We start from the raw sequence: 20,634 nt of genomic DNA on the forward strand, positions 1-20,634 counted from the left end.
ATTGCGAGCGCAGCGAAGCAATCTCACTGCCACACCCGCTGCTGAGATTGCTTCGCCCGTTCGCTGATTTTTGACTTTTATTTTTTCCATTTGATCATTCATTCTCCGCGGGCTCGCAATGACGATGCACGAGTGTTTAACAATTATAGCATCTTAATCATGCGAACATCAGTTATTCACTTACTCAGTTATTCCATCACTTCCTCACTTCACTCAGTATCGGTTTACTCAGGCTGCTTAATTCGTCTTGCGGCTTCAGCAATTCCAGCACCACTATTTCATTCTTTCCTTTCTTCAACCATTCTACGGGAACATACAATGTTTGTTGCGGGCCTACGTACCAATATCTACCGAGGTTATGGCCGTTTATCCAAACAGATCCTTTGCCCCAGTTGCGCATATCGAGGTAAGTGTCTCCGGTTTCTGTTATATTGAAATATGCCCTCTTGAGCACAGGTTGATCATTTGATATTGCCGTTTTACCAAACTTAATGTCTTCTATATGTTGGAAAGGCAATGAATACATGTCCCAACCTTTCAGCACTTTGCCATTCAATGCTACGCTAGTTGTAATCCCTTTGTTGTTCTTTAGTAAGTTGGGGCCGAAGTTGATACGGCCGAGGTTTTCTACGAAAATATCTATTGTTACTTCGCCGGCCGGCAAGTCAACAGCGATACTGTCTTGTTTCAAACGTCTGTCAAGAACACCGATCTTTTTTCCATTGATGAATACGATGCCGTAGTCGCGTAATTCTTTTATCCAAAGCATTCCGCTGATGCCGCCGGTTTGTTTAGTGCGGTACAAAACAAATCCGTAAGGTTGGTGCAGTGCCTCAAAAGTCATTGGCATTTCCGCATGCACAGGTTTTGGTAGAATCGATGAGAGATTAACAGTTTCAACAAAGTGAATAGAGGGTAAAGTAATGGAGGGTTTTGCTGGGGGAACTTCAGGTAATGACTGGTTTGCAGGTAAATGTTTTTGAATGACCAGCCTGAATTTCATAAACTTCTCTGTCGCATTGCCCGCTTCATCAAGTGGCGCATCATAATCATAACTGCTGATCTGCGGCTCATAGAAGCCCGAGTCATAACAGTTAGCGCCGTTCATAAAATCTCTCGTAGTGCCACCGTGAAACATGTACATGTTTACAGAAAGACCTCCGCTTAGCAGCGTATCCAACCTTCCTGTATACTTTTCCGCAGGCACTGTGTGATGAGTTTGCCCCCACCAGTCGAACCATGCAGGATACCATTCTGCTACATAGAACGGGCCTTTGTTTTCGTGATATTTTTTTACGATAGATTTTACTCTTTCAGGATTGTCAACACCATTCACTGCGGGAAGGTAGCCGGGCAAATAACCTTTTTCTACATCCCTCGCAGGGTCGCATGTATAAAGGATTCCGTCGAATCCCGCTTCGCGAAATAATTTTTCATTGATGGATAAATATTCTTTGTCAGATCCATAGGAACCATACTCATTTTCAATCTGCACCATAAGAATATTTCCACCGTGTGTAATCAGATAAGGTGATAATTGTTTACCAACCTGCAGAATATATTTTTTGTATGCTTCAAGGTACTTGGGATTTTTGCTGCGCACGATCAATCCTTCTTCGTCTTGCAGCCAGTATGGGTAGCCGCCAAATTCCCATTCTGCACATACGTATGGGCTCGGCCTGAGCACGACCCACAAGCCTTCTTCCTGCGCAATTTTTACGAACTCAGCAATATTACTATTGCCTTTGAAATCGTATTGACCTTTTTGAGGTTCATGCACGTTCCAAAAAACGTAAGTACCAATGGTGTTGAGTCCCATTGCCTTCGCCATTTTCATTCTTTGCCTCCATGCTTCGCGTGGTACACGCGGATAATGGATCTCACCGGAAATCATTTGAAATGGCTTGCCGTCAAGCAAAAAACTAAAATCGCCCAATGCAAATGTGTGTTGAACTTTCTGTGCTTTTAGTTGCGGGCACAGCGCTATAAGGCCCAATGAAAGGCATAGTAATATCTTCTTCATATCTCTCTCTTTGTGGAGCGGAAACGATATCAATAGAAATAACTGGAACTGTCTATATTGCCCGTAGGGCATTAACGGTAGTCCCTCATTTCGTTAACTAAACAACATCGATTTGAAGAATTGGCAGCAGCTATTGCCGCTGCCAATGTTTTTTTGACTGTTAGTTATATCCTGTGTTTTGTTCCAGTTTCGCATCTTTGTTAAGATCGATCTGGCTTTGTGGAATCGGCATTAAAAGATTTGTTGAAGTAAGCCCTTTGATGGAATATGTTGTAGGATTTGCTACAGCGTTATATTTCAAAGCTCTGTCAACAAGTGTGCCTGTACGTGTCAATGTCAAACGCCTGTTTTCTTCACCTACCAGTTCTCTTGCACGTTCGTCAAGCAAAAAATCCATCGTCATATTTGCTGCGGTTACCAGCGGCGCCTGCGCTCTTGTACGCAATGCATTAATTGAGTTTGCGGCTTCGGTTGTTTTGCCTTGTTTGATCTGCGCCTCGGCCAATAGCAAATATGTTTCACCCAAACGCATCAAGATAAAATCTTTAAGTGTTGCATAACCAAAATCATCTTTAGGATCATAGAACCCCCACTTAGTAGAATACGGGCAAGTTCTAAAGATAGTATCTGCATTGTTCAACGGAACCGGTTTTCCATAGGTTGTAGGGAAAGCTGGATCGTTATAAATTAACTGTCTGTGAATGTTGAACTGAGAATTTCTCATGTCTCCCTGTGGATACAAACCATAGAGAACCCAGTTGTTCAAACGCAAACGGGCGAGACCTCTTCCGCCTAGTGAATCACAAATCTTCATTCCTGAAATAGCGTAATAAGCTGCCACCCACACACGACGATGTTGTGCATTATCTACGTTACCACCTGCTACAGAAGATGGATTTTCCTGTTCCAATACCCAAAGCGCTTCTTTGTTGCCTTGCACACGACGTTCGTTGCCATACAGAAACATATCAGAGTAGTAATCCCCGGCCTGTGTTGATTTAATACCATAACGCTGTTTCGTAAGACTGAACTGGCCGCTGTTGATAATGGCCTGTGCCTGTTGCTCGGCCAGGTCATTTTTCCCCATGCGCAGATATGTTTCAGCAAGCAATTGCATCGCCTGGTATTTGTTTGCACGGCCATAGAGTTTTTTTCCACTACTTACTTTTACAGCTTCAATGTCAGGTAGGTTAGCGGCACCAAAAGTAAGATCCTCTACGAGCAACGCATTGATTGAATCTACTGAGGCGCGGGTGAAATCTGTTTTTGGCGAAGTGATCGGTTTTGTTACCAACGGCACTTTACCAAAGCACTGTACCAGTTGATTATAGCAATATGCTCTAAAAAAACGGGCTTCTCCATCTATTGCTTTTTTGTTCGCATCAGTCATTCCTTTTAGTGAAGGATCTTCAACATTCTGAATGATCACATTGCAGTTGTTGATGGTTTGATAGCACCATGTCCACACGCGGTTTGATGCACCATCAGTTGAGTTAAGCAAAGTGTAGTTGTAGTATGGCGTTTCGATTCCTTCCGGCTGACCGCTGTAAGCGATGTCGGTTCCTATCTGCCAAACGCATAACCAGCCCTGGTTACCAGAATAACACAGATACGCTGCAAGGTTATTGTATAAACCAACTACGGAAGCTTCGAAACCGAGCGAGTCATTTAATGTTGTTGGACTGTAAGCTGACAATGGCTTTTCATCCAGCCAGCTTTTGCTACAGGACGAGAAGGTGAGCAGCCCCGCAAAAGCAATTGAAAGTATGACAATAATTTTTTTCATATCTAATATTTTTATCGCACTGTCCATGAATGTTCGTTGTACTCTTTTCTCTTGTTCATGAAGTTGTGTGCGTCTTTATAAAATGGTAGAATTATTTTAATGAAACATTTAAACCAAACACAAATGAACGGATGGTTGGATAGTTGTTTGTCCATGAACCGAGCGTACCATCTGTACCTGTACCTCTTAGCGATACGTTGTTTTCAGGATCCCAGCCGATCCATTTTGTCCATGTGTAAAGATTTCTTCCACTGATATAAGCTGTCAAACCTCCCAGTTTCATTTTATCTACCAGTCTTTGCGGTACGGTATAGCTAAGTGTGATGTCTTTCAATCTTGTATAACTTGCGTCTCTTGGGTAAGCGTAACCGCGTCTTGCATTGTTGGCAGCAGTAGTAAGTGCAGGAAAGTCCTGGCTCTTGTTTGCTGATGTCCAGTAGCCAACTTCTTGTGGCGTATTGCGACGACCGGATTCGTCTACATAGTTCAGGTCATTGTCATTTTTTGTAACGCCCTGTACTGTTTGGAAGAAGATGCTCAGGTGAAAATCCTTATAGTGGAAGGTGTTGTAAAAACCACCGTACCATTTTGGAGCGGTTTGTCCCTGCACAACGCGGTCGCTGTCAGCAGTAATTTTTCCATCGTGATTGAGATCTGCAAATTTGATAAAGCCTGGTTTTGCAGATGGATCCTGTTTAGATGGATCTTCACCTTCCTGCCAGATGCCCGTCATTTGGTAGTCGTAAATAGCAAAAACCGGTTGACCGATGAACCATTTGTTACCTACATCATTTTTTCCATCACCATAAATATCAACCCATTTGTTTTTATTGCGGGTGAAAGTGATAGTACTTTCCCAACGGAAATTACTGGTAGCAATATTCTTGGTGTTCAACGTTACTTCAATACCCTTGTTGTCCACTTTTCCAATGTTATCATAAACCGATGTAAAGCCTGTCATTACAGGAATGTTGCGGCTTAGAATGATCCCATCTGTTTTCGTGTGATACACATCAATTGAACCCCCGATGCGATTGTTCACCAACGAGAAGTCGACACCAAGGTTAAGGCCCTTTGTAGATTCCCAGTGCAGCTTGCTGTTACCCAGGTTATCAGCAACCACACCCGTATACGCAAGTCCGTTGAAAGGATAGCGTGCAAGTTTATCTTTTGTTATGGTAGAATATGGCCCAATTGCTTCGTTACCTGTTTTACCATAAGAAGCTCTCAGTTTAAGAAGATTGATTGCTTTGATGCCTTTCATGAACTGTTCGTTACTGATGTTCCATCCTAATCCCACAGAAGGAAACGATCCATATTTATCGGCGTTTGCGCCAATTACAGAAGAACCGTCTCTTCTTACAGTACCGGTGATCATGTAACGGCTGTCGTAGCTATAATTGATACGAGCCATCTGTGAGTTGATCCTGTACTGGCTCGCAAATGAAGCAGAAGTTTGCGTAGCGCCTGCACCAAGGTTATTGAAAGACAACTGGTCGTTAATAAAACCAACTGCACCCGCTCTTGTAGAGTCAAACAGTTTTTGTTGTGCGCTGTACAAGCCTGTGAAATCTATATGACTCTTACCAAAGTCTTTTGTATAGGTCAGGATGTTTTCTACGATGTAGCTTTTCGTTTGAGTATTTGTTTTGCTGGCAGTACCATTCAGGTCATTTGCCATACGGCCCACATAGCTGCCCTGCAGTGTGGGCAGATAAGTGTAAGAGGCATTCAGCCTGTATTTCAGCCCTTTTAGTTTACCAGGGATTTTGAGTTCGAGATAGCCGTTACCAGTAACGTTTGTACTGCGGTTTACCTGGTCCGTATATTGTGGCAACATTGGGTTGGTGTACAGCAATTCCGCATACATTGGGTAAATGATGTAGATGCCGTTTGCATCTGTTACCTGTGCATAAGGGCTCATTGCTGAACCGTTCAGCATGTTGACACGTCCGCCGTCGTAGTTGTTGTTTGCTAAGAAGAATGAAGTACCTACTGTGAGGTAGTCTGTAATGTTGATATCAAGGTTAGAACGGATGCTTGCTCTTTTGTAATTATATCCGTACAATGGTCCTTTCTCATCCAGGTAATCGCCGGAAATATAATATTTCACGTCTTTGTTTCCTCCGGAAATACTAAGGTTGTGGTCCTGTATGATGCCTTGTCTTGTTATTACATCCATCCAGTCGGTAGTTTTTCCCTGGTTGTAATATGGAAGTTCGGCTATGTTTGGCACATCGTATTGAGGTGTTAAACCAGACTGTGCGTTATAGTCTTTCCATTTTTGTACATACGCCGCGCCCTCCCTTGGCTTAAGAATGTGTGCAATACTTTCAGTTCCATAATATCCACTGTAACGGATCTGTGCTTTACCTGTTGCTCCTCTTTTTGTAGTTATAAGCATTACACCGTTTGACCCGTTTACACCATAGATAGCCACGGCCGAAGCGTCTTTCAGAAATTCTACGGAAGCAATATCGTTGGGGTTGATATCATTGATCGATCCTCCGGTTTTGGTTAAAGGCACACCGTCAACTACCACAAATGGTTCGGAGCTGGCAGTCACAGAGTTTTGTCCGCGCACACCTACAGAAGGTGTAGAACCGGGCACAGATGATGCCGCACTAATGTTCAGGCCGGCAACAGATCCTTGTATCGCCTGGTAAACGTTGGTTACCGGTAACTCGGATAATCTGGCTTTGGGCACAGAAACCACTGCACCGGTTACATCAGATCTTTTTTGTGTACCATAACCCACCACTACTACGTCGTTCATCAATTTGGCTTCATCCTCTTTCATTGTAACGGTAACTGATTTGTCGCTTTCCACCTTTACTTTGAATTCCTGGTAACCTATGGCAGTTATGTGCAAAACAGCACCTTGTGGTACATTAATCTTGAATGCACCGTTTGCATCTGTGGCGGTTCCGTTTTTGGCCCCTTCCACGACAACAGTGGCACCGGTGATGGGAACATTTTTAGAATCAACTACTCTTCCTGAAACGGCAAGGGTAGCATTTTGAGCGTAAGAAAATGGAATAGCAAATAAAAAGCAGGCTATTAGCAATAGCAGCAGTTTGGTCTGCCGGTGAAGGCAGTGGTCTTTTTTCATATAACGTTTTTGTTTGGTGAGCAATCAGATCGCAGGAAATTGCACCCACCTGGAAAAATGTTTGCAAGCAATCCTATGACCTTGTTTGGTAGTGTAATATTAGTTTTGAAATGATACGGGAACGGGGGGTAAACCTTTAAAAAAGGGTGGGTAAAATAGCAATTTTAAAAATACCCACTGTGCTCCGTTATGCCTTCCCCTTGATCTTAATAGTGTTATACGTATTGTTGAATGTGTGGCGGTATTTTTTGATATACTCAGAAGGTATTACCCCAAATAGCTTTACAAATTGTTCACGGAAATAACGGGCATCGCCGATGCCGACATAATTTGCTGATTGTGTAATGTTCATGTCGCCAGTTAACATCAGCACCGCTGCCCTGCGAAGACGGATAGATCGAATGAAGGCATTGGGTGACTGACCGGAGATTGCTTTAATCTTTTGATACAATCTTGAGTGACTCATGCCCATGGCTCTCGCAAATTTCTTCATATTGAAATCATCTGCGTCAAGATTATTTTCCACCACTTCAATACATCGTTGTAAAAAGTCCTGGTATTCGGCAGATACTTTTACAGATGAACTGCGCAAGGTGATGTTGTCGAAGAAATACTGCTGCAACTGGCTGCGGTTGCGCAAGATAGTTTCCACTCTTGCCGTAAGCAGGTCCTTATCAAAAGGCTTGGTGATATAATCATCAGCACCACCTTCGATGCCTTTCAGGCGAACAGCTATATCTGTGGAAGCGGTAAGCAAAATAACAGGGATATGGTTGAGCCTGGATGACTGTTTTATCTTGGCACACAATTCAAGCCCATCCATCTCCGTCATGTTGATGTCGCTGATGATGAGATCGGGCAAATGTTCATCAGCAAGTGCCAAACCTTCTACCCCATCATCTGCCATGTACAAAATGTATTTGTCGTTGAACAAAAGCTTCAGATAGTTGCGAACGTCGCGGCTGTCGTCGACTAACAAGATTGAACGCTTTTCCGTAATCACTTCTTCCACTTTTTTTCCGGAAGCCAGCATTTCTTCAGTGAGCGTTTCAGCGAACTTGTCATCATTTGCCGCAGCGAGTTCTTCCAGCAACTGATTATTATTCGCTTCTGTAATAGGTTGTGCAGCAACCTGCAAGTGTTGTTTTTCTTTTTTAAGTTGTATGGAAAATGACGACCCGCTGTTTACCTCGCTGCTGATTTTGATACTTCCCTTATGTGCCTCTACAAAATGTTTTACAAGATATAGCCCGATGCCAAAGCCGGATTTGTGTGTAACCGCATCTGCTGCCTGCGCAAATTTTTCGAAGATCTTCACCTGATCACTTTTTGCGATACCACATCCGCTGTCTGTGATCGTGATAATTACATCTTCGCCATTCTCTTCAATCTTAAATGTAATGGAACCTTTCTCTGGTGTGAACTTAAAGGCGTTGGACAACAAGTTGAAAATGGCGATTTCTATTTTCTCCACGTCAACACATATATTAACAGGTGTGTCAGGAGCAGTGAATTGATATTGTATCTGCTTTGCTTTTGCCTGTTGAATGAAGCATTGATACACGCCGTCACAAAGCATTTGCAAATTAACCGGTGTAATCTTCAGCATATCCTCGCCGCTATCTGCCTTGCGGAAAAGCAACAACTGGTCCACCAGGCTGAGCATGCGTCTTGCATTTCTGTAGGCAATGGTTAATGCAAAGTCCGGCGTTTCATCCAGCTTCTCTTTAATAGGATTAATGATCAGCGACAATGGCGTTCTAAACTCATGTGAAATATTGGTAAAGAACGACAGTTTCTTTTCAGCCATTATTTTATCCTGCTCATTCTTTACATGTGCCAGTTTGATTTCGTATTTGAGTCGTTCTTGTCGGCGTGCATATTTAATGTAGGCAAGAATCATGGCCGCTGCTACCAACACAAAAAGCGAGTAGGCCCACCATGTTCTGTACCATGGAGGTAGAACGATCACTTGCAGCAGCTTTGTCGCATTGCCCCAAGTGCCATCCGCGTTGGATGTTTTTACAAGGAAAACATATTTACCTTCCAGCAGCCGGGAATAGTTGGCGGTTCTTCCTTTGTTCACATAGTTCCAGCTTTTATCCCAACCCTGCAGCATGTATGCGTAACGAATCTTATCGGATGTCGAATAATCAAGGGCAATAAAATCAAGGGATAAAGAAGAACGATCGAAAGGCAAAGTGATCTGCCTGATGGCTTGTTCATCTACTTCGGCAGACGATGCATCGCTTTGCGCAAGTGGCTTGTTGTCAACTTTAACGCTTGTTAAAAAGATATCGGAATTGTCTTTGCGAACAACTACGCTGTCCGGATTAAAAATATTGAAGCCATTAATGCCGCCAAAAATAAACTCACCTGAAGATAGCGCCAGTCCGCCATTGAAGCTGAACTGGTTACTTTGCAAACCGTCTGATTGAGAAAAGTTGTTGCATGTATAGGTATTGGGATCAAACTTCACGAGTCCATTGTAAGTGCTCATCCACAAGTTACCACTCTTGTCTTCCAGCATGCGAAGAATGGTATTACCTGGCAAACCTTCCGACGTAGTGAAGCGTTTGAAATTTCCCGTAGAACGATCAAACAATAGCAAACCACCATCCTGTGTACCCAACCAAAAACGGCCTTTCGCATCTTCCCTGATGCAACGGATGGGATGGCCAACGGCACACACCTGATGCTTTTTGTTGAGCCTGTCTATTTTTATGAGGGAGGTGTAATTGCCTGCCCACAAATTCCCCTGTTTGTCTTCAGCAATGGTTTGCAGGTTTACAATAGCAGGATCAAAAATTTCAAACTTGTTTTTCGTTTTATTGAAGAGATAAAGACTTCCGTCATTGGTTGTGCCGGCCCAGATATTTTTTTGCGCATCCTGGTATACCAGCCATGCGTTTGGTTCACGACTGTTTGTATTTGGATTGTATAACTCAAAACGCTCAAAGCGATTGCTGTTTTTCTTAAGCCTGTTTATACCACCGAACCATGTGGAAATCCAGATATCCTGCTGGTCATCTTTAATAATATTGGTGATGAAATTGCTGCTTATAGAACCAGCGTTATCAGGATCGCTTTTGTAGGTAACATAGGTGTTGTGACGACGGTCCCAATACCGCAAACCCGCGCCATCTGTACCTATGTAAACGTTGTGCTGGCCATCTTCGCAGAACGATAAAATAAAATTATCTACTTTGCTTGGAACCTTTCCTTTATACACCACATGTTCAAAAAACGGTTCGCTGCATTCCACTACATTGATACCGCCGCGCAAAGTACCGATCCATTTGCGACCATTCTTATCGCAACAAACGGAGTAGACAGCGTTGCTATTGATCAGCTCCGCTCCATTTGAAGACTTGAAAGCCGTTGCTGTCTTTGCATTTGGAGGCAGTTGAAAAACACCTGCTCCATCTGTACCTATCCACAATGTTTCTTTTTTATCGAAACATAAACTCGTCACTGTTGTACTTAAAGGAAGGCGATTGTAAGAAGTTTCGCGGGTATTTGCATTGTAGTAAACCAGGTCGCTGTTTGTGCCCAACCACAAATTACCTTGCCTGTCAATCTCCATCACATTTGCCTGAGTAACCGCTGCAGTTGCCGGAGTTATTTCATTTGTTTCAATATTAAACAAGAATATACCCTTGCCTTTTACAGAGAGCCAGATTCTTTTTCTTGCTTCATCATACTTGATAGCATGCACCTGGTAGTTCCATTCTTCTTTATCGGAAATCTTTAGCGGCACCTGTATACCGAAGTGCGATGCACCTTTAAACACAATTAGACCATTGGTGCGTGTACCTACCAATACCTGCTGATCCTTTATATTAAGAATGGAAAGCACTTCGCCTTGCAAGTGTTGCTGTGCTCCATTTCCATGAACGAGGTAAATTGGATTGCAGAAGGCTTCGTTGTGTTGATTAAAAATATTCAGTCCGTTTTGCGTGCCCACCCAGATATTGTTTTTTCCGTCGTCGCAAATGGAAAGCACGTTGTTGGTAGACAATGAAGTACTGTCTCCTATGATGTTTCTGAAAACTTTAAAATTATATCCGTCGAAGCGATTGAGACCGTCATATGTTCCTATCCACATAAAACCGCGATGATCCTGGTAGATGGTTGTGATGACATTATTGGAGAGCCCCTGCTCAATTCCTAAATAGCGGATTGGCAAATCTCTGGCTTGCAGTATGACGCAAAAAGCCAGTAGGTAAACCAGCAAAAAAGTCTTTCTCATGAGCATCGTTAGCTTTGTGATCCTTATTTGTTGCAAATAAGTGTGATTCGCACAATTAAATTACCTTTTTCATAAAGACTTATCAAGTAATTACTCACTTTTTTGAAAAGAATTAATCGGAAAAAATTCGATGTTACCACTTTATGCAACAAGTCGTCGAGTTGCATAGCCAAATTAACCACAGAGAGAGCAGAGTTTTTTTCACAGAGGAAAGGAGGAGTTGCTTTGGAAAAAAGAAGCTTTGCTGGATGTCCGAGGAAAGAGAATGCTGTTAACAAATCTCCTTTCCTCTGTGAAAAAAAACCTCCTTCACTCTGTGGTAAAAACAACAAGGTCGGTCAGAAACTATTTACTCAAGTACCTGTATATTTCACAAGCCACCAGCAAGAACGCTCCTACTCCAAAGTTTGCGGTAGAATTTTTATCCACCACCTGGCCAGGAATTGCCCTGTCGCCTATAGGTTGCACATAACCAATCGTTCCATCCTGCTGTATTGCAGTTTTAGTAAGATATGCCCATGACTTTTTTACTACAGGCAGGAATTCATTTTTATCTAAATAACCATTATTCATACCCCACATTAAGCCGTAGGTAAAAAATGCAGTGCCGCTGGTTTCAGGGCCGGGCGCATGTTCTGCATCCTGCAGGCTTCTTGCCCAATAGCCGTCGGCTTGTTGTAAGGGTTTGAGCGCTTTTGCCATGCCGGTAAATTTTGCTATGTACTCACTTCTATGTGGATCATTTGCGGGCAAGTCTTTCAAAACTTTTGCGAGAGCAGCAAAAACCCAACCGTTTCCTCTTGCCCAAAAATCTTTCTTACCATTTACCGTTTTATGTGCAGGAAAAACATAACGAGCATCGCGGTAGTATATCTTTTCGGTGGAGTCGTACATGATTGAATTAGCGTACTCAAAATATTCATACATCTTATTGAGATACTGAGGGTTTTGCGTGGTCTTATACAATTTCACCATCACGGGCATTACCATGTACAGGCCATCGGCCCACCACCAGTAATCATTTTTTGACGTGCTCATTTCATATTCCATTACCTGTTTTGCCCTTGCTATTTTCTTCTCATCCTTTTCCAGATTATACAGATCGGCGTAGGTTTGAAAACAACATTGCCAGTCGCCAAACAGCACAAACTCAGGCTTTTCGCCATAGGAATATTTCCATTCAGATGTGTCATCAGAAGTTGCACCTTTCCAGTTATTGTAATTTGCCCAGACTTCTGCGTATTGCCTGTACTTTTCGTTTTTTGTAACAGCATACGCTTCCATATTTCCTGTTTGATAAGCCGCTACATCCCAGAAAGATCTTTGCTCAGGAGAGTGTGTTGATTGCCATTTATTATTTACAACGTTGATAATGTCTAACACTTCTTTTGCACTGTTGCCAAACTGCTTGGTGCTTTTGTGAATTTTACAGGAAAGAAAAAACAATGATCCTGTGAGTATCAATAAGCTGAGGCTTGCAAATCGTTTCATAGTAAAATCGTTTTTTAAAATTGCACATTACCGGTTTTAATATCGATGGACCATGGCTTTGGCTCCGGTAACCATAGCCTTCCGTCGCCTATTTGCAAAGGCATCCACAGATAACGGGAATCCCATTGTGTTTTAGGTTTCCATTGATCGGCCATAAAAATTACCGTAGTATTTTTTGTTCCTTCCACTTTCAGCATCATTGTAGATTGCGAGCCATAGGTTTTTGTTTCGGGAGCTGCAATATCTTTAAACTCCGTCCATGGACCTTCGAGTGATGTTGCAGTGGCGTACTTATTTGGATTGGGATTCCAACCGGTTAGCGCAGAACCGATGGCGTAGTACAATCCTTTGTAGTGAACAATGGCCCCGCCTTCCAATGGGGCATTGATCAAACAAACTTCTTTTTCCACTTTTAAATAATCATCTGACAATTTTGCAATGGAAAATCCTTTTGTAGGCCTGCTTTCGAAAACCAGGTAAGCGGTTCCGTCGTCATCAATGAATTGCCCAATGTCGCGGCTTTCTTTTTCCAGCGGACGAAAACTCTCACGGTACAGAAACGGACCTTCTGGCCTGTCACTCGTAGCAATACCTACCCTTGCAAGCTTGTACCGGGCATCATCCAGATGGAAGTACATCACATAGGTTTTCGTTTTCCGGTTGAAATAAACCTTTGGTCTTTCCAACACCCAGTGACTGCCCAAATGTTCAGGGTCCGGAAGTTGCAAAGCGTCGCCCATGAACTTCCAATTCGTCAAATCGCTTGAGCGGTAGCAACTAACATAGCGCAGCCCAGTATCCATGCCTTGCCTGCGCTCTTCGCCATACCAATAATAATATTTGTCGATTTTTACAATACCGCCTCCATGGGCCTGAATGTGATTGCCTTTGTCATCCGGCCAAACTTCGCCGGGGTTGATCTTTTTTTGAGCGATTGCAGAGGTAAGCATGGCAATTATTGCCACGATACACAGGAAGAATTTGCTGCCAGTAAAACAAGCATTCGTTTTATCTTTCATAATAATAAACAATTGAAGGAAAGACTTTTAGCAAAACGAAAATAGCCCTACAAGCGTTTTTGTACAGGGGGTAAATCTTGATAAAAAGGGGGACATTTTAGGAGTGAGCACGCAGATGACGCTGATTTAGGTGATTGACGCAGATTTTGATGGCACACGGATTAGACGGATTTACACGGATTTTTTCTTTTATCAAACACGAAAATATTTATCAGGCATTCAATTGATCTATAGTGATCAGTGCAAATCTGCTAAATCAGCGTCATCTGCGTGCCTTAAAAAAGATCCGTGTAAATCCGTCCAATCAGTGTTATCCGTGTGCCTTCTTCTACTCAGTCCTCAGGCTCTGTGCAGGGTTCGCTATGGCGGCTTTGAAGGCCTGGAAGCCAAGTGTGAATAGTGCAATAATCATTGCAACAAATCCGGAGACCAGGAAGATCCACCAATTGAGGTGGATGCGGTAGGCAAAATCCTGCAGCCACTTGTTCATCATGAACCAGGAGAATGGAACTGCTACAAGCATGGAAAGGAAGATAATTTTCAACAGACTTCCTGTGAGCAACATGGTGATGTTCGTTACGCTGGCACCCAGCACCTTTCTTACACCAATTTCTTTTACCCGCTGGCTAACAGTAAACGTGATCAAACCAAACAAACCAAGGCAGGCAATGCAAATAGTAAGCATCGTAAAGGCAAATAATATTTGTCCCTGCTTTTGCTCGGCCTGGTATTGTGCAAGGAAATTTTTATCAAGGAACTGATAATCGAACGTCGCCGAAGGGTCAAACTTTCTGAATGTATTCTCTACCTCCGTCAAAGATTTTGAGAGGTTGCTTTCACTTAAACGAACATACATGTTGTCGCTTTCCATGGCATTCTTTGGCAACTGCATGATCATTGGTTCTATTTTGTGTTGCAAAGAATAAATGTGGTAATCTTTTACGACGCCAATGATGTTTACCGCGGAAATTTTTCCAGTAGAATCTTTACCTCTGGAAATCCTTTTACCGACACCACTTGTCCAGCCCTGTCGCTGAAGAAAGGCTTCGTTCACAATTACATCATCACTATCGGACGTTATGTTTTTTGAAAAATTTCGTCCTTCTTTCAAATGTATTTGCATCGCAGGAATAAAATCGGGATCAATGGTTAAGCCATACGCGAGATTGCTGCGATCTTCGAAGACGCCATTCTTTTCAACGCTGTAATCCATCATGCCAATGTTGTTATTACCAATTGGATTGCCAGCAGACGCAACCGCTTTTACATTTGGATTTTGCAATAAGGCTTCACGAAGAGCGGGCACTTTTCCCCTAACCTCTCTGGAATCAATATGAAAGGTCATCATTTGATTTTTGTTGAAGCCGAGATCTGTATTGCTGACGTAGTGAAGCTGTAAATAGATAACGAGCGATGATGTTATTAAAATTACGGTTACGGCATACTGAAATAGCACCAGTGATTTTCTGAAAATGACTTGTCCCTTTACATCGCCCAATTGATTTTTCAAAGCAGGAATGGCCTTGAAACTCGATAAAAATAATGCCGGATATAACCCACCAATAAGCCCGGCAATCGTTGTAAAACATAAGAGATAAAAAATACTTGCAGACAAACCAAATCTCCATATCGATAAAGTTTTTCCTGTAACATTATTGATCAGCGGCATAAGCAACGCCACCAAGACCACACTGATCACAGCTGCAATAACGATCATGCTGATGGATTCAGCAAGAAACAAACTAACGAGATTATTTTTACTGGAACCTACAATTCTCCTCACCGCTACTTCGCGCAGGCGCACGGATGCACGGGCCGTAGAGATGTTGATATAATTGATCAATGCAATGATGAGAACAAGCAAACCAACGATGGACAAAACATAAATGTATTTTATATCGTGGTTCTCTCCCAACTCATACATTAAGTGAGAGCGAAGATGTATCGAGGTAAAGGGTTGCAGTTCAAGATTGAAATGAATATTCTGCGCATTGAGGGTAAGATATTTTGTAACAAACTCAGGCATTTTTGCACGCAGTTTTTCTATTTCTGCATTCTTCTTCAAAAGGATGTAAGTGTAAATGCTGAGATTGTTCCAATCGCCTTTGTAATCCGGAGAAAACGGGCGCAGCGCCTTAAATGTAAAATGTGAGCTTGCCGGAACGTCTTCTATAATCGCGGCCACATTCACAGGGCTTTTATCTATGTAAACTGTTTTGCTGATCGCAGCTGCTGGATCACCAAACAGTTTTGTCGCGAGTGTTTTTGTGAGCACAATCGCGTTGGGATCTTTTAGCGCATTTGTTCCACCTGCGATGAAACGATAAGTAAATACATCGAAGAAAGAAGGATCAGTAAAAAAGATATTGCCTTCTTTAATTGTCTTGTCATTGTAAGTGAGTATACCACCGCCTTCGGGATCAATTCTTACAGCATCTTCCACTTCCGGAAAATCCTTTTTAAAAGCTGCCGCGGATAATCCCGACGTGCCTGTGATATCAAATTTCTCTTCGTCCCACCATCCGTGAGAAACGAGTCTGTAGATTCTCTCCGCATTGTGGTGGTAGCGATCATAGCTTATTTCATCAGCAATGTACAATGAAATGATCCAAACTGCGGTAAGGCTCAATGCCAGCCCCGAAATATTTATAAAAGAAAAAGCCTTTTGTCTTGTGATGCTACGAAAAGCCGTTTTAAAATAATTTCTGAGCATTTAGTGTTGTTTGGAAAAGAAAAGATAATAACATGCCAGAAATATTTGTATAGTAATATCAAAGGTTTAGCAACTAACGGTCCGTTGCGCATGTTTGATTCCGATACAAAAGTGTTCGGTTTTGGTACGGCAACCAGAAATTAGCAATTAGAAATCCTGCACCAATCCGCCAAATCTGAATCATCCATGTGCGACTAACTCCTAATTCCTAATTTCTAATTCCTGATCACGCATCCGGAATCACTGGTTCCACCAATCGCATCAACTTATCCAACGACTCCTGCCAGCCCAGATAGCACATCTCAGCGGGTATCATGTCTGGAATTCCTTCCTGTGTAACTTTAATTTCTGTACCCACAATCACTTTACGAAGCGTAACTGAAGTGACCATCTCTCCTGGCAAATTAGGAGCATCAAATTTATCAGTGTATTTCAAAAACTCATTGGGTTTCACCTCTAAATATTTACCACCAAATGAATGGCCGTGGCTTGTTGTAAAATTGTGAAATGACATTCTAAATGAACCACCCACTTTTACATCCATTTCATGAACGGTGCAGAGAAATCCATATGGTGGCAACCATGAGGCAATTGCAAGCGCCTCTGTAAATGCGCGATATACTTTTTCCGGCGAAGCCTTAAGCACTCTGTGCAGGGAAACACTATTTGGCATAAGAAAGTTTTTAAGGTCCTACTCGTTTGGCTTTTCGGTTCCGCCCGTTTTTAAAGTGTTGCTGCTCCACTGATGCTGTTTGCTGGTTGAAATCAACACAACAAAGATGCCAGTAATATTTGACTTGGAAAAAGGTGGGATGAGACAAAGAGTGGGGTGTTTGCGACCGAGGGTTGGCACACAGATGACACTGATTGGACTGATTTATACGCCCGCCTGCAGACTTAGTCGGGCAGGAATTTTATTCTTGCTGAGTATTTTTTACATCCTTTAAATAAAAAAGATCATCGCTTTATCTCAATAAAAAAACAGATCCGGCACAATGGCCGGATCTGTCTTAAAATTTGCGATCACATCACCCATGTGGATCGACTTATTTACCAACCACTTGCCATTGGTAATTGCTCATTGTTTCACAACAATGCTTTATCAATATATTTTTTCAAATCTTCTTTTGCTTCAGGTTTCGGACAACGGATCTCAATCCATTTTCCGTGTTTGTCAATCAGCATGAACCTTGGAATGGCCGTAAGCTGATATTTTCTTCCAAATGCTTTTCCAAAATCATCGATCAATTGCACGCCACCAAGTTGTTTTTCAGTAACCATGTTCATCCACTTTTGACGAGCTTCCATTTTATCGAGTGAAATGCCAACGAAAACGATGTTCTTGTTACCCACATATTCTTCTTCAATCTCTTTCAAAAAAGGCATTTGCGCTTTGCATGGGCCGCACCAGGTTGCCCAAACATCAACCAACACAACCTTTCCTTTAAAGTCTTTCATTGAAACCATTTTGCCTGTGCTATCCGGAAGGGAAAAGTCGTAAGCTGATTTTCCAATGAAAGCAGTATCGCCGGCATACATAGCAAAAATGCCTTTGTAAGTTTCATTTGCCGGGGCAAGCTTTGCATACTTTTTTTGTGGCTCAAATGTTTCTCTGAATTCACTAAGATTGTTGATCTCAATTTGATCCATCTGATCTTTAAAGAAGTACGATTTCAAAGTGTCATTGCTGATCGAATTAATCATTAACTTAAGCTTCTCTCCTTTTGACAACTGATCTCTTTTTTCTTTTGGCAAAGCAGCCACATTCAAGAGAGCGTACAACTTCATGTATTGTCTTGTTTCTCCTATTTTTAATAGAGATGCCGTATTGAATTTATCTGGCTGAATGAATGTTTTATAAAACTCAGGAACATTGTCGAATTCCTTAGGCTGAGCTCTGAAACTGCCTATCTTTTTTGCGGAAAGCTGAAACAATAAATTCATTGGCGCCAACTCCTTGTCAATAGAAAGCGCCTCATGAATTTGCGCCTTTATAGCATTGTCTTTAATATCAATATCTTTTACAAATGCGTCCATAGATGGCTGCAATTTTTTATAGTTATTGATATAGGATGTTAGATCAAATTTATCATTGGTGAAAGTTGACAGATTGTATCCATAACTGGTCATTGGCAATGTTAACTGCTGCCAGTTATAAAGTATCTGATTCACCAATGATCCGTTAACAGACGAAAGGAAACCTGTTCTGTTGTCAACTTCCACTTGCAGGTTATCTAACGGCTGTAAGTAAAACCGCAATTTCCAGCGCGGTGATGATAGATAATAAAATCCTTTCGATTTTACATTTACCGGAATAGCAAATTCACCTTTGCTATTAATCATCGCCGTACTTACATTCTTCAACTCTCCTTCTGCAACTGTATTTAATGATACCATGCCCATTGTCACATTCTTTACAGAGCCTGCCACCATGGTAAATTTCGGAGGCGTGACGAGTTGTTTTACTTCCCATCCTTTTTTCTTCAACGAATCAAACTTTGAAGGAGTAATTGACAAAGAATAATCTTTGTCTGGGCTCAGCGATAATGTAACTAAACAAATTTTATCATTCGTAAAATGACGGCCATGAGGCTTCAGCACGTTCAGCTGAAAGCGATAAACTGATGCCGAATCTTTTGGAATCGAAAACAAAAAACTTCCGTCAGAAGGAGAAATTTTATATTCTGCCACTCTTTGCAGTTTATTGTCAACGATTTTATTAACCCACAATTCTGCATTTACTTTTTCAGTAACAACTCCACTTACAACATGTGTAGCGCTTTGGCCCCATGCAGATACAGCAACGAACATCACCGCACCTGCTAAAACTTTCTTAATTACCGATTGCATGATCATTCTTTTTCAATGTTTCTTCAATAAGTTCTTTCAACGCCGGACTTGAAGGACGTGGCGCATCAACACTAACAATCTTTCCTTCCTTATCAAAGACCATAAAACGCGGGATGCCGCCGATGTTATAGTACTTCATTATTGATTCCTCGAAGTTTGATAACATCTCAATATTTGTATATCCTTTTTTTGCAACAAAATCTTTCCAAACTTCCTTCCTCGACAAACCGTCGACGGATACACCGAGAAAAACGATATCGTTTTGACCTTTATACTCCTCTTCCAGTTTCTTGAAATTTGGTTTTTCTGCCAGGCAAGGGGCGCACCACATTGCCCATATATCAAGCACTACTACTTTCCCTTTGAAATCGGTCAGTGAATAGTGCTTGTCGTTATTGTCGTACAACGAAAAATTATATGCTGGCTTTCCTTTTGCATAAAGACTTAACTTATCGTATTTTTTTTGATAGTTGCCTTGCAGGCCTGCGTTAGTAATTATTTGTTTAAACGGCTGGATCTCCAAAACAAACTGTTCGTAATTGGTAAGCTGCTCCATATGTGCGGTTGCATACACCGCACGAACCGTATCGTTTTCTATCTTTTTTATTTTTTCTAGGAAAGGAACGCCAAGCATCTGTTCACCATTTTTATACTGCTGAAAAAACTGGTAGCCTAACAAATAGTTTAGCATTTCCAAACCGTGCTCTGATTGTAACAAGTCTGTCCTGTCAATTTTTTCCTTCCCTAAAGTTTCATAAAACCATTGACGGGATGCAGTGGTATCATATCCTGCATTCATTCTTTCTCCTGCATAGAAAAAAGCGGCAGCTTTAAGAAATAAAACTTCTGTGTTAATCTTCTCGACCAGGAGTTTATTGAAATCCTTATTTGAGGTAACACCGGTCTTCTTTATTTCATCCGCTGTTGCAAGCAGTGTTTTATAAGTCTCCAAAAACTGATCCCGTTGATTTCGATTTGTTACTTGTTTATACGACTGATTAAAGACGCTTACCCATTTTTTCAGAGACACCGTTTCCTTGTTGGGGTTTGCAATTTTAATACTATCAAAATCAATCCCCAGATCATTTGGATAGATGTCCACCTTTTGCTGATCGCCTGGGTGCAGGTAAATGACATGAGTAAATTCAAACAAATGTGCCCCACCCTTGCGCAAAAAATAAATTGCATCACTGTCAGCTTCAAATGAAAACTTACAGTTGTTTTTTGCGTCGGGGCGTTTAAAGCCGAGACTCATCGCCTGGCCATTTTTTACTCTGTACAAAAAAACAGCACTCCCTTTGTTGTTATGCACATGGCAGTTTACCTCTGTTGGTTTAGATCCTGCCGCATAAGCATTGAAGACCATAGGGATTATTAGTAGAGGGATA

Annotated in this window: 10 protein-coding genes; all 10 read right to left on the reverse strand. The window is 41.9% G+C overall.

Annotation, left to right across the window (positions count from 1 at the left end; all coding sequences use genetic code 11):
- Positions 1-196: 196 nt before the first annotated feature.
- Entirely contained in the window at positions 197-2,023 is a 1,827-nt protein-coding gene (locus QJ048_RS16875; protein ID WP_282335578.1) for a glycoside hydrolase family 35 protein, read from the reverse strand.
- A 160-nt stretch (positions 2,024-2,183) separates the two neighbouring features.
- On the reverse strand, positions 2,184-3,809 hold the full coding sequence (locus QJ048_RS16880; protein WP_282335579.1) for a RagB/SusD family nutrient uptake outer membrane protein: 1,626 nt from the start codon (positions 3,807-3,809) through the stop codon (positions 2,184-2,186).
- A 91-nt stretch (positions 3,810-3,900) separates the two neighbouring features.
- Positions 3,901-6,921 carry a SusC/RagA family TonB-linked outer membrane protein gene (locus QJ048_RS16885; protein ID WP_282335580.1) on the reverse strand — a complete coding sequence of 1,007 codons (3,021 nt, stop codon included), beginning with the start codon at positions 6,919-6,921 and terminating at the stop codon, positions 3,901-3,903.
- 187 nt (positions 6,922-7,108) lie between these two features.
- The gene (locus QJ048_RS16890) at positions 7,109-11,173 is read right to left on the reverse strand and encodes a hybrid sensor histidine kinase/response regulator transcription factor (protein WP_282335581.1); all 4,065 of its coding nucleotides are present in this window, start codon (positions 11,171-11,173) and stop codon (positions 7,109-7,111) included.
- 345 nt (positions 11,174-11,518) lie between these two features.
- Complete coding sequence (locus QJ048_RS16895; protein WP_282335582.1) at positions 11,519-12,664, reverse strand: glycoside hydrolase family 88/105 protein; 1,146 nt, start codon at positions 12,662-12,664, stop codon at positions 11,519-11,521.
- A gap of 14 nt (positions 12,665-12,678) precedes the next feature.
- Complete coding sequence (locus tag QJ048_RS16900; protein ID WP_282335583.1) at positions 12,679-13,683, reverse strand: family 43 glycosylhydrolase; 1,005 nt, start codon at positions 13,681-13,683, stop codon at positions 12,679-12,681.
- A gap of 328 nt (positions 13,684-14,011) precedes the next feature.
- Positions 14,012-16,396: an ABC transporter permease gene (locus QJ048_RS16905; RefSeq protein ID WP_282335584.1), complete on the reverse strand. Its 2,385-nt coding sequence runs from the start codon at positions 16,394-16,396 to the stop codon at positions 14,012-14,014.
- A gap of 226 nt (positions 16,397-16,622) precedes the next feature.
- Positions 16,623-17,069: an SRPBCC family protein gene (locus QJ048_RS16910; protein WP_282335585.1), complete on the reverse strand. Its 447-nt coding sequence runs from the start codon at positions 17,067-17,069 to the stop codon at positions 16,623-16,625.
- 413 nt (positions 17,070-17,482) lie between these two features.
- Positions 17,483-19,246, reverse strand: coding sequence for a TlpA family protein disulfide reductase (locus QJ048_RS16915; protein ID WP_282335586.1), 1,764 nt, complete (start codon positions 19,244-19,246; stop codon positions 17,483-17,485).
- Positions 19,230-20,612 (reverse strand): TlpA family protein disulfide reductase, encoded by a 1,383-nt coding sequence (locus QJ048_RS16920; RefSeq protein WP_282335587.1) that lies wholly within the window; start codon positions 20,610-20,612, stop codon positions 19,230-19,232. The genes QJ048_RS16915 and QJ048_RS16920 overlap by 17 nt, the downstream gene beginning before the upstream one ends.
- Positions 20,613-20,634: the final 22 nt, after the last annotated feature.

It is taken from the genome of Pinibacter soli (genome assembly GCF_029961145.1).
Classification (GTDB): domain Bacteria; phylum Bacteroidota; class Bacteroidia; order Chitinophagales; family Chitinophagaceae; genus Pinibacter; species Pinibacter soli.